The 14,583-nt window shown below is 72.4% G+C and carries 14 protein-coding genes; 12 read left to right on the forward strand and 2 right to left on the reverse strand.

Annotation, left to right across the window (positions count from 1 at the left end; translation table 11 throughout):
- Window positions 1–25: 25 nt before the first annotated feature.
- The 3 genes from ACZ38L_RS01130 to ACZ38L_RS01140 all read left to right on the forward strand — a co-directional run bounded on the left by ACZ38L_RS01130 (window position 26) and on the right by ACZ38L_RS01140 (window position 2,099).
- Entirely contained in the window at window positions 26–1,282 is a 1,257-nt protein-coding gene (locus ACZ38L_RS01130; protein WP_465687977.1) for a CynX/NimT family MFS transporter, read from the forward strand.
- A gap of 90 nt (window positions 1,283–1,372) precedes the next feature.
- Complete coding sequence (locus ACZ38L_RS01135) at window positions 1,373–1,495, forward strand: SGM_5486 family transporter-associated protein (protein ID WP_396560652.1); 123 nt, start codon at window positions 1,373–1,375, stop codon at window positions 1,493–1,495.
- Window positions 1,496–1,577: 82 nt separating this feature from the next.
- Window positions 1,578–2,099, forward strand: coding sequence for a SixA phosphatase family protein (locus tag ACZ38L_RS01140; protein WP_465687980.1), 522 nt, complete (start codon window positions 1,578–1,580; stop codon window positions 2,097–2,099).
- Between the two features lie 63 nt (window positions 2,100–2,162).
- On the opposite strand, the gene serB is transcribed toward ACZ38L_RS01140, so the two are convergent.
- Window positions 2,163–3,404: a phosphoserine phosphatase SerB gene (serB, locus tag ACZ38L_RS01145; protein WP_465687982.1), complete on the reverse strand. Its 1,242-nt coding sequence runs from the start codon at window positions 3,402–3,404 to the stop codon at window positions 2,163–2,165.
- Window positions 3,405–3,616: 212 nt separating this feature from the next.
- On the opposite strand from serB, the gene ACZ38L_RS01150 reads away from it, so the two are divergent.
- The 4 genes from ACZ38L_RS01150 (at window position 3,617) to ACZ38L_RS01165 (ending at window position 9,698) form a co-directional block, all read left to right on the forward strand.
- Complete coding sequence (locus ACZ38L_RS01150) at window positions 3,617–6,196, forward strand: FHA domain-containing protein (RefSeq protein WP_465687984.1); 2,580 nt, start codon at window positions 3,617–3,619, stop codon at window positions 6,194–6,196.
- An 89-nt stretch (window positions 6,197–6,285) separates the two neighbouring features.
- Window positions 6,286–7,815: a helix-turn-helix domain-containing protein gene (locus ACZ38L_RS01155; protein WP_465687986.1), complete on the forward strand. Its 1,530-nt coding sequence runs from the start codon at window positions 6,286–6,288 to the stop codon at window positions 7,813–7,815.
- A gap of 109 nt (window positions 7,816–7,924) precedes the next feature.
- Complete coding sequence (locus ACZ38L_RS01160) at window positions 7,925–9,055, forward strand: GAF domain-containing sensor histidine kinase (protein ID WP_465688027.1); 1,131 nt, start codon at window positions 7,925–7,927, stop codon at window positions 9,053–9,055.
- Window positions 9,048–9,698: a response regulator gene (locus tag ACZ38L_RS01165; RefSeq protein ID WP_465687988.1), complete on the forward strand. Its 651-nt coding sequence runs from the start codon at window positions 9,048–9,050 to the stop codon at window positions 9,696–9,698. Before ACZ38L_RS01160 ends, ACZ38L_RS01165 begins: the two co-directional genes overlap by 8 nt.
- Before the next feature lie 6 nt (window positions 9,699–9,704).
- On the opposite strand, the gene ACZ38L_RS01170 is transcribed toward ACZ38L_RS01165, so the two are convergent.
- Window positions 9,705–10,502 (reverse strand): hypothetical protein, encoded by a 798-nt coding sequence (locus tag ACZ38L_RS01170; protein WP_465687990.1) that lies wholly within the window; start codon window positions 10,500–10,502, stop codon window positions 9,705–9,707.
- A gap of 207 nt (window positions 10,503–10,709) precedes the next feature.
- On the opposite strand from ACZ38L_RS01170, the gene ACZ38L_RS01175 reads away from it, so the two are divergent.
- The 5 genes from ACZ38L_RS01175 to ACZ38L_RS01195 all read left to right on the forward strand — a co-directional run bounded on the left by ACZ38L_RS01175 (window position 10,710) and on the right by ACZ38L_RS01195 (window position 14,455).
- Window positions 10,710–11,501, forward strand: coding sequence for an ABC transporter ATP-binding protein (locus ACZ38L_RS01175; RefSeq protein ID WP_465687992.1), 792 nt, complete (start codon window positions 10,710–10,712; stop codon window positions 11,499–11,501).
- A gap of 83 nt (window positions 11,502–11,584) precedes the next feature.
- Complete coding sequence (locus ACZ38L_RS01180; RefSeq protein WP_465687994.1) at window positions 11,585–12,007, forward strand: NfeD family protein; 423 nt, start codon at window positions 11,585–11,587, stop codon at window positions 12,005–12,007.
- 10 nt (window positions 12,008–12,017) lie between these two features.
- Window positions 12,018–13,082: an SPFH domain-containing protein gene (locus ACZ38L_RS01185; RefSeq protein ID WP_465687996.1), complete on the forward strand. Its 1,065-nt coding sequence runs from the start codon at window positions 12,018–12,020 to the stop codon at window positions 13,080–13,082.
- A 189-nt stretch (window positions 13,083–13,271) separates the two neighbouring features.
- The gene (locus ACZ38L_RS01190; RefSeq protein ID WP_465687998.1) at window positions 13,272–14,030 is read left to right on the forward strand and encodes a sulfite exporter TauE/SafE family protein; all 759 of its coding nucleotides are present in this window, start codon (window positions 13,272–13,274) and stop codon (window positions 14,028–14,030) included.
- A 125-nt stretch (window positions 14,031–14,155) separates the two neighbouring features.
- The gene (locus ACZ38L_RS01195; protein ID WP_396560673.1) at window positions 14,156–14,455 is read left to right on the forward strand and encodes a 4a-hydroxytetrahydrobiopterin dehydratase; all 300 of its coding nucleotides are present in this window, start codon (window positions 14,156–14,158) and stop codon (window positions 14,453–14,455) included.
- The last annotated feature ends 128 nt before the right edge of the window (window positions 14,456–14,583 follow it).

Raw genomic sequence — 14,583 nt, forward strand, 5'->3', positions numbered from 1 at the left:
ATCCCATCATTCTATGATGCTCTCCATGTCCAGCGCAGCAGAGACCACCGTCGCGGCCCGCACCGGCGAGCAGCCGCCCCCCGACCGGCCTCGGGCCCGCCTGCTCGGCGGGCTGCTCGCGACCGCCGTCGCGGTGGCCGCCTTCAACCTGCGGCCGGTGGTGACCAGCCTCGGGCCGCTGCTCAAGGAGGTCCGCACCAGCCTCGGGATGAGCCCGACGGTGGCCGGGCTGCTCACCGCCGTGCCGTCGATCTGCTTCGCGCTGTTCGGCTTCGCCGCGCCCGGGCTGGCCCGCCGCTTCGGCCCGACGCTGGTGGTCACCGCCGGCATGGGCGCCATCACGCTCGGGGTGGCGGCGCGCTCGTTCGCCGGCGGGACGGCGCCCTTCCTGCTGCTCACCGCCGTCGCACTGGCCGGGGTCGCGGTCTCCAACGTGCTGATCCCGGTCGTCATCAAGCGGTACTTCCCGGACCGGGTCGGCCCGATGATCGGCCTCTACTCGATGGCGCTCTCCGGCGGCACCGCGCTGGCCGCCGCCGTCACCGTGCCGCTGACCGACGCGCTCGGCGGCAGCTGGCGGCTCGGCCTGGGCATCTGGGCGGTGGCCGGCGGGGTCGCGCTGCTGCTCTGGCTGCTCACCGTGGCGCTGCGCCGGGACGGCCGCGCGGCGGCCGACGGCCGGAGCCGGAGCGCCGACCGACTGCCGATCCTGCGCAGCCCCACCGCCTGGGCGCTGGGCCTCTTCTTCGGCCTGCAGGCCACCAACGCCTACGCCACCATGGGCTGGCTGCCGCAGATCTACCAGGACGCCGGGGTCTCCGCCGGCACCTCCGGGCTGCTGCTCGCGGCCACCATGGCGATCGGCGTGCCGGTCTCCTTCCTCCTCCCCAACTGGGCCGCCCGCCGTGCCGACCAGCGTGTCTTCGTGGTGGCGCTGGCCTGCTGCGGGATCGCCGGCTACCTCGGCCTGGCCCTCGCCCCGGCGGCCGGCGCCTGGCTCTGGGCGCTGCTGGCGGGCCTGTCCAACTGCGCCTTCGGGCTCACCCTGACGATGATCGGCCTGCGCGCCCGGACCAGTGGCGGGGTGGCCCAGCTCTCCGCCTTCGCCCAGGGCGTCGGCTACCTGATCTCCATCCCCGGGCCGATCCTGGTCGGCCGGCTCTACCAGGGCACCCACGGCTGGCACGTCCCGCTCGGCTTCCTGGTCGCGCTGCTCGTCCCGCAGCTGCTGATCGGCCTGCGGGCCGCCCGGGCCCGGCACATCGAGGACGAGGTCGGCTGAGCCGCCCTCCGGGCCGGAAGGTTCAAGCGCAGGTCAAGCAGTGCACCCCGGGAGCCGGGGGAGCGGCGCCCGGGTGCCACACTCGTACCCATGCCTGTCCTCGATCCCAACCCCCAGAACAGCCAGAAGAAGCTCCTCGGGCTGTTCGGCATCATCTTCGGCCTGCTCGTGGTGGTCTCCATCGTGGCGACCATCGCGCAGTCGATGGGCTGACGTCCGGTCACCCACCACTCCCGCGGGTGGTGGCGTCCGGGAGCGCCGCGCCCCGGTCGGGCTTTTCTGCCAAGCTGGCGGAATGAGCGTCGACACGTCCCGCAGGATCATCGTGCTTCGGCACGCGAAGGCCGACTGGCCGCAGGTGGCCGACCACGAGCGCCCGCTCGCCGACCGCGGTCGGCAGCAGGCGCCGGTCGCCGGCCGCTGGCTGGCCGACTCCCGGATCAACCCCGACTACGTGCTCTGCTCCAGCTCGGTGCGGACCCGGGAGACCTGGAAGCTGGCCGGCCACGAGCTGCCCAAGCGGGCCCGCCGGACGGTCTTCGAGGAGCGCATCTACGACGCGACCGCCGGCGAGATCATCGAGGTGCTCAAGGAGACCCCCGAGGACGTCCACGACCTGTTGCTGGTCGGCCACAACCCCGGCGTGCAGAACCTCACCGAGGTGCTGGCCGGGGGCGAGAGCATCGGCGGCACACTGGCCGAGCTGCGCCAGCGGGGCTTCCCGACCGCGGCCGTCGCCGTGCTGGCCTTCGACGGCTCCTGGAAGACGGTGGAGCCGGGCGCCGCCAAGCTGGTCTCGTTCTTCGTGCCGGACTGACCGGCCCGAGGGGTGCGGGAGCGCGCCCGCGGGAGCGCTCCCGCACCCCTGCTCGGGCGGCGACTACTCGGACGGGGTGCCGTGCAGCTCGTCGGCCGCCTCGACCTCCTCACGGGTGATCCCGAGCAGGTAGAGGACGGTGTCCAGGAACGGCACGTTGACCGCGGTGTCGGCGGCCTCGCGGACCACCGGCTTGGCGTTGAAGGCCACGCCCAGGCCGGCCGTGTTCAGCATGTCCAGGTCGTTGGCGCCGTCACCGATCGCCACCGTCTGCTCCAACGGCACCCGGGCCTGCGCGGCGAACCGGGTCAGCCAGCGGGCCTTGCCGGCGCGGTCGACGATCTCCCCGGTGACCCGGCCGGTGAACCGGCCGTTCTCGACCTCCAGGGTGTTGGCGGCGGCGAAGTCCAGCCCGAGCAACTCCACCAGGTAGTCGGTGACCTGGGTGAACCCGCCGGAGACCACGGCCACCTGGTACCCCAGCCGCTGGAGGGTGCGGATCAGGGTGCGTGCCCCCGGCGTGAGCCGGACCTCCGTGCGCACCTTCTCCACCACCCCCGCGTCCAGCCCGGCCAGCAGCGCCACCCGGGCCCGCAACGACTCCGCGAAGTCCAGCTCGCCCCGCATCGCCGCGGCCGTCACCTGGGCCACCTCGGCCTCGCAGCCCGCGTGCGCGGCGAAGAGCTCGATCACCTCGTCCTGGATCAGCGTGGAGTCGACGTCCATCACCACCAGCCGCTTGGCCCGGCGCTCCAAGCCCGCCGAGACCACCGCGACATCCACCCGCTGGACGGCCGCCTCGCGGGCCAGTTCCGCCCGCAGCAGCTCGGTGGCCACCCCGGAGACCGCCAGCTCGACCGCCGTCACCGGGTACTTGGCCAGCCGGAACACCCGGTCGATGTTGCCGCCCGCCTCGGCGATCCGGGCGGTCAGCGCGGAGACGGCCGCCGCGGTGAGCGGATGGCCGAGCACGGTGACGTGCGAACGGCCCTCCCGGCGTGGCCGGTTGTCACCGGTGCCGGAGATGATCTCGGCCTGCAGCTTCTGCTCCTCGGCCCACCGGTGCACGGTGGAACGCAGGCCGCCCTCCGCCCCCGGGGCACCGCCGGCCGGCGGCGTGACCAGCGCGCAGAGCGTTATCCGGCCACGCGTGACGACCTGCTCGATGTCGATCACGTCGACGTCGAAGGCCGCCAGGGTGGTGAAGAGGCCGGTGGTGATACCAGGACGGTCCTTGCCGAACACCTTGACCAGCAGGGTGCGCTCGTCTTCGGCGGTCCGGGGCTGCGGTGGCATGGGATTCATGGTGTGCCCCACGCTACCTGGCGGAGCGGACGGATTCCGGGACCGTCCGTTACGTGGACCGTGACATGGTTTCCGCCAGGTCACAGTCGGCGGGGGCGACTTTCCGCCGTCCTGGCCGAGCTGGAATGATTACCCCCCGTCAGAAGCGACAATTCACCACTCTCCCCTCAGGGAGAACCACGGGGGACCGAGAGAGCGGGGCAGGCGGAACAGTGCCGCAACTCGTACTTGAGATCAACGGGCAGTACCGGACACTCCAACCGGGGGAGCCCTACACCATCGGGAGGGACCCGCAGTCGAGCTTCCCGTTCGACGACGCCCGGGTCTCGTGGCGGCACGCCACCATCTCCTACGACGGTAGTGGCTGGCTTTTGGAGGACCACGGCAGCACCAACGGTACCTACCTGGGTGGGGCGCGGACCCAGCAGACCCGGCTCGCACCCGGAACGGTGATCAACCTCGGCAACGCCGAGAACGGGCCGCGGCTCAGCTTCAGCGCCCCGGCCGCCGCGCCCGCTCCGGCCGCGACGGCGCCCGCCGCCGCCGGAGCGGGCGCGGGCGCCGGGCAGGCCTGGCAGCAGCCGGCGCCGGCGTACGACCAGCAGCCCTGGCAGCAGCATGTCCAGCCGGGCCAGCCGGCAGCGCAGGCCGTTCCGCCGCAGGCCGCCCAGCAGTGGGCCCCGCCGCCGGCGCAGCCGCAGCCGTCGCAGTCCGGGCCGGGCGTCCAGCCGCGGCAGGCCGTTCCGCCGCAGGCCGCCGCCCCGGTGGCCGGCGAGCGCAACCCGACGATGATCCGCAGCCTGACGGCCGGGATGCGAGTGATCCGGATCGGCCGCGCGCTCGACAACGACATCGTGGTCTCCGACCTCCAGGTCTCCCGCCACCACGCCGAGCTGCGCCAACTGCCCGACGGCCGCTACGAGATCGTCGACCTCGGCTCGCACAACCGGATCTACGTCAACGGTCAGCCGGTGCAGCGCCAGCTGCTCGGCCCGCAGGACCGCCTGACGGTCGGCCACTCCTCGTTCCAGCTGGTCGGCGACCAGTTGCAGGAGTTCATCGACAACGGCCCGGTCTCCTTCTCCGCCCACCACCTGACCGTCGAGGTCGAGCACAAGGGCGCCAAGAAGGTGCTGCTCAGCGACGTCAGCTTCGGCGTGCCGGAGAAGTCGCTGGTCGCCGTGATCGGCCCGTCCGGCTCCGGCAAGTCCACCCTGCTGCGCGCGCTCACCGGCTACCGCCCGGCCGACCGCGGCGAGGTGCTGTACGACGGCCGCAACCTCTACAAGCAGTTCGCCGAACTGCGCCAGCGGATCGGCCTGGTGCCGCAGTCGGAGATCCTGCACAAGGAGCTGACCGTCCGCACCGGCCTCAAGTACGCGGCCCGGCTGCGCTTCCCCGGCGACACCGAGCCGGCCGAGCGCGCCCGCCGGATCGACGAGGTGCTCTACGAGCTGCGCCTGGACAAGCGCGCCGACAACCGGATCACCGCGCTCTCCGGCGGCCAGCAGAAGCGCGTCTCGGTCGCCCTGGAGCTGCTCACCAAGCCCTCGCTGATCTTCCTGGACGAGCCCACCTCGGGTCTCGACCCGGGCATGGACCGTGAGGTCATGCAGATGCTGCGCGGCCTGGCCGACGACGGTCGGACGATCCTGGTGGTCACCCACTCGGTGGCCGAACTCGCGCTCTGCGACCGGCTGTTGGTGATGGCCCCGGGTGGGTCGGTGGCCTACTTCGGCCCGCCGGACGAGGCCCTGCACTTCTTCGGCTACGAGACCTGGGCGGACGTCTTCCAGGCCTTCGAGAACTACCCGGACCACGACTGGGCCGGCCGCTACCGCAGTTCGGTGCACTACCAGCAGTACTCCGCGGACGTCGACGCGGTGGCCGTGCAGCAGCACCAGTCGGCGCCGATCGCCCAGCAGCAGATCCACCCGCCGAAGCCGCAGAGTTACGGCTCCCAGCTGTGGACGCTGATCCGCCGGTACTGCTCGGTGATCGCCTCCGACAAGGGCTTCCTGGCGCTGTCGGTGCTGCTGCCGGCGGTGCTCGGGGTGGTCAGTACCGTCGTCCCGGCCACCTACGGGCTGCAACCCAACCCGCGCGGCTCCAACAACGCGGCCGGCACCATCATGCTGGTGCTGGCGATCGGGGCCTGCTTCTCCGGCGCGGCCAACTCGGTCCGTGAGCTGATCAAGGAGCGGGCGATCTACGAACGGGAACGCGCCACCGGCCTGTCCAGGTCGGCGTACCTGATGTCGAAGATCATCGTGCTGGGCTTCTTCAGCATCCTGCAGGGCACGATCATCGCGGCGGTCGGCTTCTCCACCCGCAAGCTGCCCACCGAGGGCCTGATCTTCAAGAACGCCCCGGCCGTCGAGATGGCCATCGGCATCATCCTGCTCAGCTTCGCCTCGATGATGTTCGGCCTGGTGATCTCCTCGCTGGTGAAGACCGCCGAGAAGACCATGCCGCTGCTGGTGATGTTCGCCATCGTCCAGGTGGTCTTCACCGGCTGCCTGTTCCAGCTCTTCGACAAGGCCGGGCTGGCGCAGTTCGCCTGGCTGATGCCGGCCCGCTGGGGCGTCGCCGTGGTCGGCACCACGCTGGACCTCGGTCACCTGATGGTGCTCGACCCCGCGCACCTGAACGAGCATGACGGCCTGTGGAAGCACAGCGCCCTGCAGTGGTCCATCGACTCGCTCGCGCTGGTGGCCATCTCCACCGCGCTGGCCTTCCTGGTGCTGCGTCTGCTGCGCCGGCACGAGCCGGAGGTCATGCAGCAGGGCTGACCGCGCCTCAAGCACCCATGACCTGGGCGGTTCCCCCGAATGGGGGTACCGCCCAGGTCCATATCTCATTCATGAGATATCGTCGCCGCATGGCAGACGACTACCTCGCCCGTATCGGCCGGCTCATCCGTGACGCCCGTAAGCACCGTGGCTGGACGCAGGCCGAACTCGGAGCGGCGCTGGGCACCAGCCAGAGCGCCGTCAACCGGATCGAGAACGGCGGGCAGAACATCAGCCTTGAGATGATCGCACGGATCTCCGAGGCGCTGGACAGCGAGATCGTCTCGCTCGGCTACGCCGGCCCGATGCACCTGCGGGTGGTCGGCGGGCGCCGGCTCTCCGGCGGCATCGACGTCAAGACCAGCAAGAACGCCTGCGTAGCGCTGCTCTGCGCCTCGCTGCTCACCACCGGCCGCACCACGCTGCGCCGGGTGGCCCGGATCGAGGAGGTCTACCGCCTCCTCGAGGTGCTCAACAGCATCGGCGTGAAGACCCGCTGGATCAACGACGGCGCCGACCTGGAGATCACCCCGCCGGCCGAGCTCGACCTGGCCGCGATGGACGCCGACGCCGCCCGCCGGACCCGGTCCATCATCATGTTCCTCGGGCCGCTGATGCACCGGGTGGACCGCTTCAAGCTGCCCTACGCCGGCGGCTGCGACCTGGGCACCCGCACCGTGGAGCCGCACATGGCCGCGCTGCGCCGGTTCGGCCTGGAGGTCGCCGCCACCACCGGCCTGTACCACGCCACGGTGGACCGCACGGTCAGCCCGGACCGCCCGATCGTGCTGACCGAGCGCGGCGACACGGTGACCGAGAACGCCCTGCTGGCCGCCGCCCGGCACGACGGCGTGAGCGTGATCCGCAACGCCAGCCCCAACTACATGGTCCAGGACCTCTGCTTCTTCCTGGAGCGCCTCGGCGTCGGGATCGAGGGCATCGGCACCACCACCCTCACCGTGCACGGCCTCCCCGAGATCACCTGCGACGTCGACTACGCCCCCTCCGAGGACCCGGTCGAGGCGATGAGCCTGATCGCCGCCGCCGTGGTGACCTCCTCCGAACTGACCGTCCGCCGGGCGCCCGTGGAGTTCCTCGAGATCGAGCTCGCGGTGCTGGAGGAGATGGGCCTGGACTACGACCGCAGCCCGGAGTACGTGGCGGACAACGGCCGCACCCGGCTGGTCGACCTCACCGTCCGCCCGTCCAAGTTGCGTTCGCCGATCGACAAGATCCACCCGATGCCGTTCCCCGGCATCAACATCGACAACGTGCCCTTCTTCGCCGCCATCGCGGCCACCGCGCAGGGCTCCACGCTGATCCACGACTGGGTCTACGACAACCGCGCGATCTACCTCACCGAGCTCACCCGGCTCGGCGCCAACGTCCAACTCATGGACCCGCACCGGGTCCTGGTCGAGGGCCCCACCCGCTGGCGCGCGGCCGAGATGGTCTGCCCCCCGGCGCTGCGCCCGGCCGTGGTCGTCCTGCTCGCCATGCTCGCCACCGAGGGCACCTCGGTGCTGCGCAACGTCTACGTCATCAACCGCGGCTACGAGGACCTCGCCGAGCGCCTCAACTCGATCGGCGCCCAGATCGAGACCTTCCGCGACATCTGACCCGTGTCGGCCGCGCGGGACCGTCGGACGTAGGGCCCGAGGCCTACGTCCGACGGTCCCGCGCCCGAGGTGCCGCCGCCCGGCCCGGCGGTACGGTGAGCGCATGGGGATGACCGAGGACCCGTGCCTGGACGGGCTGGAGGCCGTGAGCGCGGCGGTGCTGGCGATGAGCGGGCACCTGGAGGTGCGCGAGGTGCTGCGCCGGATCACCGCCTCCGCCCGCAGCCTGCTCGGGGCCGAGTACGCGGCGCTCGGGGTGCCGGACGACCACGGCGGGTTCGCGCAGTTCGTGGTGGACGGGGTGACCGACGAGCAGTGGCGGGCGATCGGGCCGCTGCCGCGCCAGCACGGGGTGCTCGCCACCATGCTGCACGAGCTGGAGCCGACCCGGCTGACCGACGTCCGCCGGGCGCCCGCCTTCGAGGGCTGGCCGGAAGCCCACCCCGACCTGCAGGACTTCCTCGGGATGCCGATCCTGGACGGCGAGGAGATCCTGGGCGCGATCTTCCTGGCGAACAAGGACGGCGGGTTCACCGACCACGACGAGCAGCTGCTCCGGATGCTCGCCGCCCACGCCTCGATAGCGCTGCGCAACGCCCAGCTCTACGAGCGCAGCCGGGAGCTGACGCTGGCCGGCGAGCGGGCCCGGATCGCGCACGACCTGCACGACGCCGTCTCGCAGAAGCTCTTCTCGCTGCGGCTCACCGCCAAGGCCGCCGCCACCCTGCTGGAGCGCGACCCGGCCCGGGCCCGCGCCGAACTCGCCGAGGTGGCCCGGCTGGCCGCCGAGGCGGCCGACGAACTGCGGGACGTGGTGGTCGAGTTGCGCCCGGCCGCGCTCGACGAGGACGGCCTGGTGGCCACCTTGGCCTCACAGGTGCAGGTGTTGGACCGGGCGCACGTGGCGGCCGTCCGGTTCGACGCCGACGGCGTGCGCACCCTGCCGCCGGCCCAGGAGGCGGCCGTGCTGCGGGTCGCCCAGGAGGCGCTGCACAACGCCCTGCGGCACGCCGACGCCAAGGAGGTGCGGGTGTTGCTGCGCGGCACCCGGGGCCGCGGCGCGCTGCTCCGGGTCGCCGACGACGGCCACGGCTTCGACCCCGAGCGGGTCCGCCGGGCCGGCCGGCACCTCGGGCTGGTCTCGATGCGGGACCGCGCCCAGGCGGTCGGCGGCCGGCTCACCCTGACATCGGCCCCCGGCCAGGGGACCGTCATCGAGCTGGAGGTCCCCGGTGCCTGAGGAGCGCTCCCACCCGATCCGGGTGCTGCTGGTCGACGACCACCAGGTGGTCCGCCGCGGCCTGCGCACCTTCCTGGAGGTGCAGGACGACATCGAGGTGGTCGGCGAGGCCGCGGACGGCGCCGAGGGCGTGGAGAGGGCCCGGGAGGTGGCACCGGACGTCGTCCTGATGGACGTCAAGATGCCGGGCGTGGACGGCATCGAGGCGCTGCGCCGGCTCAAGGAGGCGGGCAGCCGGGCCCGGGTGCTGATCGTCACCAGCTTCACCGAGCACCGCACGGTGGTCCCCGCGCTGCGGGCCGGCGCCGCCGGGTACGTCTACAAGGACGTCGACCCGGAGGCGCTGGCCGGGGCGATCCGCTCGGTGCACGCCGGGCACGTGCTGCTCCAGCCCGAGCTGGCCGGCGCGCTGCTCGCCGACGACGGCCCACGCCCGCCGCAGGGCCGCGGCGGCACGCTGACCGAGCGCGAGCGCGAGGTGCTCGGCCATATCGCGGACGGCCGCTCCAACCGGGAGATCGCCCGCACCCTCAACCTCTCCGAGAAGACGGTGAAGACCCACGTCTCCAACATCCTGATGAAGCTGGACCTCGCCGACCGCACCCAGGCCGCGCTCTGGGCGGTCCGCAACGGCGCCGCGTAGCCGCGCTCAGCCCCGCTCGTCCACCAGCGCGTTGTACGCCGCCACCTGGGCCCGGCGCGCCGTGCGCCGCAGCGGCGCCAGCACCGCCGCCCGGGCGGCCATCTCCCCGGCGCTCACCGCCGCGCCGTGCGACCCGGCGGCGATCGCCAGCAGCGCGGAGACCTGCCGCGCCGACTCCAGCACCCGTACCGCTCGCGGCGGGTAGCCGGGCGCCAGCAGCTCGCTGTGCCCGCGCCGCCGGTACTGCTCCAGCGCCCGCAGCGCCTGCGGTCCCGCCCCGGCCACGTCGAGGCGGGTCAGCAGCACGGTCGCCTCGCGCAGCCCGTCCGCCAGCTCCCGCTCGGCCTCGTGCAGCGAGGGGACGTCGGCCGGCGGCGCGTCGCGCACCTCGTGGCAGCGCCAGAGCACGGTCGCCGACTGGTCCCCGGGTGGCCCGTACACCTCCACCTCCGGCACGAACCCGAGCGGCGCCCCGACCGCGAGCACCGCCTCGCCGGACGCCATCGCCAGCCCGTTGAAGCCGGCCGGCCCGGTCAGCCCGAGCGGATGCCCCTCCGCGGGCAGCGCCAGCCGCAGCCCGGTGACCCCGAGCACCCGCAGCCGCCCGAGCGCCCAGCTGAGCCCGTGCAGCTCGCCCTCGGCGTCCCCGGGCAGCCCGGCGACCCGGTGCCGCTCGTCCGACCCGACCACCTCCTCCACCACGTGGTCGGGCGGCGCGAAGCCGCCCAGCATCGAGTTGCCCCAGGCGGTCAGCCGGGCGGAACGGGGTTCGGAATAGGGATTCTCGGCAGGAGTCGACTGCATCCCGCCAGCCTACGGACAAGCACGCCACCCGGGTGGCGTAGGTTTGGCCTGTGCTGCGCGCGAAAGGCCGCACTCCCTCCCTGCCTACCCGGCCGGCGGAGTAGGCTGCCCGCCCGCACCGACTTGTCGACACGTGGACCGCACCCCGAGGACCCGACGCGCCGGACCTCGGACGGGCCGAACATTCTGCATTGGGGAAGGCTGGGCATGAGCGACGTGCTGGAGCTGGTTGACGTATCCGTGATCCGGGAAGGGCGCGCACTGATCAGCCAGGTTTCCTGGTCGGTCGCGGAGGGTGAGCGCTGGGTGATCCTGGGGCCCAACGGCGCTGGCAAGACCACCCTCCTCCAGGTCGCCGCCAGCTACCTCCACCCGACCAGCGGCACCGTCGCGGTCCTCGGCGAGAAGCTCGGCTCGGTGGACGTCTTCGAGCTGCGCCAGCGGATCGGCCTGGCCGGCGCCTCGATGCTGGACCGGATCCCGCGCGAGCAGACCGTGCTGCAGACCGTGCTCACCGCCGCCTACGGCATGACCGCCACCTGGCAGGAGACCTACGAGACCACCGACGAGTCGCGTGCGCTGGCCCTGCTCGACCGGCTCGGCATGGCCGGCTACGAGCAGCGCAAGTTCGGCACCCTCTCCGAGGGCGAGCGCAAGCGCACCCTGATCGCCCGCGGCCTGATGACCGACCCCGAGCTGCTGCTGCTCGACGAGCCCGCGGCCGGCCTCGACCTGGGCGGCCGGGAGGACCTGGTGCGCCGGCTCGGGGCGCTCGCCCAGGACGCCTACGCGCCCTCGATGGCGATGGTCACCCACCACGTCGAGGAGATCGCCCCCGGCTTCACCCACGTGCTGATGATCCGTCAGGGCAGGGTACTGGCCGCCGGCCCGATCGACACCGAGCTGACCGCCCGCAACCTCTCGCTCTGCTTCGGCCTGCCGCTGACCCTGGAGCGGCACGGCGACCGCTGGTCGGCCCAGGGCCTGCCGCTGGGCTGAGCCCGCGCCCGACCGCCGGTTTCCGCCTGTCCACCTGCGGGAAGCCACCACATCTGACGCCGTTTCGTCCCTAGGATGGGTCCGTGGACAGCTGGGTGTGGTGGCTTCTGATCGCCGCAGGGCTGGGGGTGCCGCTGGCGATCACGGGGCTCCCGGAGTTCGGCATGTTCGCGATCGGTGCCGCCGTCGCCGCACTGGTGGCGGGGATCGGTGCCGGGGTGGTCTGGCAGTTCCTGCTCTTCGTGGTGGTCTCGGTCGCCACGCTGGTCGTCCTCCGGCCGATCGCCTACCGGCACCTCCGGAAGGGTCCGGAGGTCCGGATGGGGATCGACGCGCTGCGCGGCGCGACCGCGCTGGTGCAGGAGCGGGTGGACGGGCACGGCGGCCGGATCAAGCTCAACGGCGAGATCTGGTCGGCCCGGTCGCTGCACCCGGACCGGGTGTTCGAACCGGGGCAGCAGGTGGATGTCGTCGAAATCCAGGGCGCGACCGCCCTGGTCGTCTAGGGGAGAGACCGTGGAACCCGTCCTCATCGTGCTGGTCGTTCTGGTCGTGGTGGCCTTCATCGCACTGATCCGGACCATCCAGGTGATCCCACAGGCCAGTGCGGCGATCGTGGAGCGCTTCGGCCGCTACACCCGCACCCTGAACGCGGGCCTGAACATCGTGGTGCCGTTCATCGACACCATCCGCAACCGGATCGACCTGCGCGAGCAGGTCGTCCCGTTCCCGCCGCAGCCGGTGATCACCCAGGACAACCTGGTGGTGAACATCGACACCGTCATCTACTACCAGGTGACCGACGCCCGGGCCGCGACCTACGAGGTGGCCAGCTACATCCAGGCGATCGAGCAGCTCACCGTCACCACGCTGCGCAACATCATCGGTTCGATGGACCTGGAGTCCACCCTGACCTCGCGCGAGGTGATCAACGCCGGCCTGCGCGGTGTGCTCGACGAGGCGACCGGCAAGTGGGGCATCCGGGTCAACCGGGTCGAGCTCAAGGCGATCGAGCCGCCGACCTCCATCCAGGACTCGATGGAGAAGCAGATGCGCGCCGACCGGGACAAGCGCGCCGCCGTGCTGACCGCCGAGGGTGCCCGGCAGGCGGCGATCCTGCGCGCCGAGGGTGAGAAGCAGGCCGAGGTGCTGAAGGCCGAGGGTGAGGCGCAGGCCGCGGTGCTGCGCGCGGACGGTGAGGCGGCGGCGATCCGGACCGTCTTCGAGGCCATCCACGACGGCGACGCCGACCAGAAGCTGCTCGCCTACCAGTACCTGCAGACCCTGCCCGAGCTGGCCAAGGGCGACGCCAACAAGCTCTGGATCATCCCCAGCGAGGTCGGCGACGCGCTCAAGGGCCTCGGCGGCGCGTTCAACGGGATGACCGGTGGCGGGGCCCCGAACGGCTCGGCGGCCGCCGGGCCCAGCCTGCAGAAGCAGCCTGTGCCGGTGGAGGGCGACGGCGGCCGGCCGCCGGTCGGCCCGGCGAACGGGCCCCGCCCGCTGGACACTGAGGACAAGGGCGCGGCGCGGCCGCGGGTGAACCCGGGCCGGGAGTACCCGACGATCGATCCGGAGTGACCTGACCCGACCCGCACCCGACGCCCGGCACGCACCCGCGTGCCGGGCGTCGGGGCGTGTCGGGGGACGTGTCGCGGCCTTGACGTCTCGTGTCCTGAAACACACTGGGCGGCCCGGGCGCGGTCCGGCATGATCGCGATCGCCGCTACCCGGACGGGAGTGGACAAGCGACAGGCAAGGACAGAACTCATGACTCCCTGGGAAGGGCTGGCGGTCTTCGCGGCCGGCGCCGGCGCGGGCACCATCAACGTGATCGTCGGGTCGGGCACCCTGCTCACCTTTCCCGTGCTGCTCGCGCTCGGGCTGCCACCGGTGACCGCGAACGTCTCGAACACGCTGGGCCTGGTGCCCGGCTCGTTCAGCGGGGTGCTCGGCTACCGGCGTGAGCTGGTCGGCCAACGGTCCCGGCTGCTGCGCCTCGGCACCGCCTCGCTGCTCGGCGGGCTGCTCGGCGCGGTGCTGCTCACCCGGCTGCCCGGCAGTGCCTTCGCCGCGGTAGTGCCGGCGCTGATCCTGATCGCGCTGGTGCTGGTGGTGCTGCAGCCGCGGGTGGCCCGGGCGGTGGCGGCCCGCAAGGGCGCCGACCACCAGCCGACGGTCGGCCCGCTGCTGCTGGGCTCGGTCTTCCTCACCGGCGTCTACGGCGGCTACTTCGGCGCCGCCCAGGGAGTGCTGCTGCTGGCCCTGATGGGCATGCTGCTCCGCGACGACCTGCAGCGGATGAACGCGGTGAAGAACGTGCTCGCGCTGCTGGTGAACGGGGTGGCCGCGGTCTTCTTCCTGTTCACCACGTCGATCGACTGGTTGGCGGTGCTGCTGATCGCGGTCGGTTCGGCGCTCGGCGGCGTGCTGGGCGCCCGGGTCGGCCGCCGGCTGCCGCCGATCGCGCTGCGCACGCTGATCGTGCTGGTCGGTCTGGTCGCGGTGATCAAGCTGCTGCTCGGCTGAGGCGGCCGACACCCGGACCGGACGGCCGGGTGACGAACCGTCCGCGACCTATGCTCGGACGACTGCACCATTTGTCGGGTTTGCGCCCATGTTCGGGCGACTCCCTCCTGACCTGGAGTGACGCGATGAGCAATGACACCCTGCTGACCGAGGAAGAGATCGCGGACGGGCTGAGGCGGCTGCCGAACTGGACCCGCGACGGCAAAGCCATCCGGCGGACCGCCGAGGCCCGCAATTTCATGGCGGGGATCCGGGTGGTGGACACCGTCGCCGAGGCCGCCGAGGTGCTGGACCACCACCCGGACATCGACATCCGGTGGACCACTCTCACCTTCGTCTGCACCACCTACAGCACGGGCGGCATCACCAGCCTGGACTTCCAGCTGGCGGCCCGGATCGACGAGGTGCTGGCGGACGAGGCCTGACGGTGCGTCGGGGGGGGGGGGGGGGGGGGGGGGGGGGGGGGGGGGGGGGGGGGGGGGGGGGGGGGGGGGGGGAGGAGAGAGGAACGAACGGGAGAGGAGAGGGGGGGAGAGCGGACAGAGCACGCAGC

The organism is Kitasatospora sp. NPDC024654 (assembly GCF_055559155.1).

Excerpts from the sequence above, each read along its gene's own strand:
- ACZ38L_RS01175 (WP_465687992.1), top strand. The coding sequence starts at position 10,710 with ATGAGCGACGTGCTGGAGCTGGTTGACGTATCCGTGATCCGGGAAGGG.
- ACZ38L_RS01195 (WP_396560673.1), top strand. The coding sequence starts at position 14,156 with ATGAGCAATGACACCCTGCTGACCGAGGAAGAGATCGCGGACGGGCTG.
- ACZ38L_RS01140 (WP_465687980.1), top strand. The coding sequence starts at position 1,578 with ATGAGCGTCGACACGTCCCGCAGGATCATCGTGCTTCGGCACGCGAAG.
- ACZ38L_RS01135 (WP_396560652.1), top strand. The coding sequence starts at position 1,373 with ATGCCTGTCCTCGATCCCAACCCCCAGAACAGCCAGAAGAAGCTCCTC.
- ACZ38L_RS01190 (WP_465687998.1), top strand. The coding sequence starts at position 13,272 with ATGACTCCCTGGGAAGGGCTGGCGGTCTTCGCGGCCGGCGCCGGCGCG.
- ACZ38L_RS01130 (WP_465687977.1), top strand. The coding sequence starts at position 26 with ATGTCCAGCGCAGCAGAGACCACCGTCGCGGCCCGCACCGGCGAGCAG.
- ACZ38L_RS01170 (WP_465687990.1), bottom strand. The coding sequence starts at position 10,502 with ATGCAGTCGACTCCTGCCGAGAATCCCTATTCCGAACCCCGTTCCGCC.
- serB (WP_465687982.1), bottom strand. The coding sequence starts at position 3,404 with ATGAATCCCATGCCACCGCAGCCCCGGACCGCCGAAGACGAGCGCACC.
- ACZ38L_RS01155 (WP_465687986.1), top strand. The coding sequence starts at position 6,286 with ATGGCAGACGACTACCTCGCCCGTATCGGCCGGCTCATCCGTGACGCC.
- ACZ38L_RS01160 (WP_465688027.1), top strand. The coding sequence starts at position 7,925 with ATGACCGAGGACCCGTGCCTGGACGGGCTGGAGGCCGTGAGCGCGGCG.